1 protein-coding gene and 1 pseudogene are annotated in these 2,754 nt (G+C 57.7%); one reads left to right on the top strand and one right to left on the bottom strand.

Annotated elements, in window-relative coordinates; all coding sequences use genetic code 11:
* Nucleotides 1-71: 71 nt before the first annotated feature.
* Nucleotides 72-1,271: pseudogene (locus BM249_RS20975) on the bottom strand (helix-hairpin-helix domain-containing protein); the annotation flags it as partial.
* A gap of 597 nt (nt 1,272-1,868) precedes the next feature.
* Here BM249_RS20975 and BM249_RS20970 point away from each other — a divergent pair.
* Complete coding sequence (locus BM249_RS20970) at nt 1,869-2,438, top strand: ribbon-helix-helix domain-containing protein (RefSeq protein WP_244528901.1); 570 nt, start codon at nt 1,869-1,871, stop codon at nt 2,436-2,438.
* Nucleotides 2,439-2,754: the final 316 nt, after the last annotated feature.

The following is a 2,754-nucleotide window of genomic DNA, read 5'->3' as shown; positions in this document are numbered from 1 at the left end:
GCATCGTCCCTCCCGCAATCAGAGAGACGAAAACGCAAAACGCGCCAATCCGTTCAAGCGACGACAGGCCCTAGGCCGGTCTGCTCGGTCATGCGCTTGGCAGCGCGTCCCGTGGGCGCTGCAAGCAGCACCTGAACGCCCTTGGCCCTGAGGATGCGCAGCATGGAGTCGAGGGTGCTGGTTTTACCGACGCCAGGACCGCCCGTGATCACGCAGAGCTTGGAGGTCAGCATCAGCCGTACCGCCTCGATCTGCGAGGGCGAGAGTGTCTTGCCGGTCTTCCCTTCCACCCAGGGCCGAGCTTTGTCGAGGTCGATCTCAGGCCAGGGCGGCGAACCGGAGGCGCGATCGATCAAGCGCTCGGCGATGACCCGCTCGGATGAGTGAAGACCCTTGAGGAAGAAGCAGGTCTCGCCATCCACCGTGTCTGCCACCACGTCCTCGCCGCGTAGCTCCAGGGCGATGGCGACGCGGATCAAATCGGGTTCGACCTCCAGCAGCTTTTGGGCGAGCACGGCAAGGCGCTCGGTGGGCAAGCCGCAATGCCCTTCGTCCATCGCAGTCTGGAGCGCGAACGAGACACCGGCCCTCAGGCGCTGCGGCGCTTCCTTCTCCAGGCCGAGCTTCATCGCGATGGCATCTGCCGTTCGGAACCCGATGCCGCGAATGTCACGCGCGAGCCGGTACGGGTCCTCGGTCATGACCTTGATCGATTCCTGACCGTAGGTCTTGTAGATGCGCACCGCGCGCGCCGTGCCGACGCCATGAGCGTGGAGGAAGATCATGATCTCCCGCACCGCCTTCTGCTCGGCCCAGCCCTTCACGATGCGCTCGGCGCGCATCGGTCCAATGCCACCGACCTCCTTCAAGCGATCAGGCTCGGCCTCGATGACCTCGAAGGTGTTCTCGCCAAAAAGCGCCACGATACGCTTGGCCATGGCAGGGCCAATGCCCCGCATATAGCCGGAGGCAAGGTACTTCTCGATGCCCTCAGCCCCGGTTGGCGGCGTCGCCTTGAGGGTCTCGGCTTTGAACTGGAGCCCGTGCTGCCGGTCGGAGAACCAGATGCCGGTTGCCGTAATCCACTCGCCTGCGCCGATAGCTGGGGCGTGGCCGATCACCGGCACGAGGTCACGCTTACCCCGCGCCTGCACCTTCAAAACGCAGAAGCCGGTTTCTGAATTGTGGAAGGTCACGCGTTCGACCGTGCCCGCGAGAGTCTCGACTGGCGTGCCGCGCTCGAACTGCTTAGGCCCCGTCCTGGGGTTCATGTCAGGGTTCCAGTCTGGCCACCTCGAACCGTTGTCGGCGAGTGTCAGCCTACCAGAAACCTATGTACTCCATATGCAAATGCGATCGGTTCAAGCGTCCGGATCAACGTCTTACGGAAGGCTGTCCCAGCTATCTCACGGCGCGACCCCGTAAGGACCTCCGGCGCCATCTACGAGCATCCAGCCAACTCGTGCTCCGATCGTTAGAGGGATTGCTCGTCCCGCGATCCATCAAAATGAAACAACGGCAGAACTAGTGCTGGAAATTTGATCCTTAACCCCCATCGTTCAAAGTCCGAGAAGGGTGGAAAACCGACGCTGAGATCGACCCGGATTGGGCCAACGTTTGCGCCCATCCAGACGCTTGGATTGAGTCCTATGTGTCTCCGAAGCAGACGCACGGAGACGGAGACAGATCAACGCTGTGGCAGGTTGCCGAATTTAGAGATATGACTTGGCAGTTGAATCCCGGCTTATGGTCTCATGACAAAACGCCCGCAATCTTCGACGTTGGTTTCGCCGCGGACATATCGATCTCGCCCGCTCCCCTACCAAGAACTCAGTGATGGCGCGAAGGCGAGAAGCGCGCGTTTGACCGTGGATCTTAATGCAGAAACTGTCGAAAATTTTGATGCGCTGAAGAAGAAACTCGGCTTATCAACCAATACTGAAGTAATCCGGCAAGCTCTTAGGTTCCAGCGAGAAAGTTTATCCATTCCAGAACGTGCGACGGAGCCTACACCTAAACGTCCTCAGTCGAAGAAGTTACCATCAGCGCGGTTGCTGGCCAGCAATCGCAAGCAAATCACGAACTATGCCACTATCTTGTTGGAGGCCCTCCAGGAAGCGCTAGACTACGATCCTCTAAGAAATCACAACTCGGCTCCTCCAGCATTATTTATAGATGACAAAAAGTATCGATCCGACGTCGCGCAACTCATTATTGAATTAAGACGACTAAATGATCTGCTGGAAAAAACGACGAACACAAAAGCCAAGACCAAATCGGCCGAAGATGTTGGCAATTATCTTCATCTTTTCATGAAAAATTATACTCCAGCCTTAGGTAAGGGTGCAGCATATCTAACAGTCGGCGTGATAGCGACTTTGCTGGCCCATTTGGGTTTAGATGCGGGGATGTCTAAAATCTTGCCTCATCTAAAATAAAAACCAAGCTAGCCAAAATGACCCGCCGGAACGCATGCGACAAGTCCGGTAGGCGCTCTAACCGCGCCTTAATGTTGCAATGCGGTATCGCGTCGTCTTGCTCTTCTCGCAGGGGCCTACCTCTTTCTGCCGATCAGCAAAAAGGCGGATCCGTTTAAAGGCCAGGGACAGACCTGCGAGAGTCCGATCTCAACGCCCGAGAAGGGTCGGTTGCAGACGGTACCAAGCGCAGGTTCTGCCCACTAGGGCCTGTCGTCGCTTGAACGGATTGGCGCGTTTTGCGTTTTCGTCTCTCTGATTGCGGGAGGGACGATGC

This window comes from Methylobacterium gossipiicola (assembly GCF_900113485.1).
Classification (GTDB): Bacteria; Pseudomonadota; Alphaproteobacteria; order Rhizobiales; family Beijerinckiaceae; genus Methylobacterium; species Methylobacterium gossipiicola.
The sequence above is the reverse complement of the archived record's forward strand: the minus strand, read 5'-3'. Positions and strand labels throughout refer to the sequence as shown.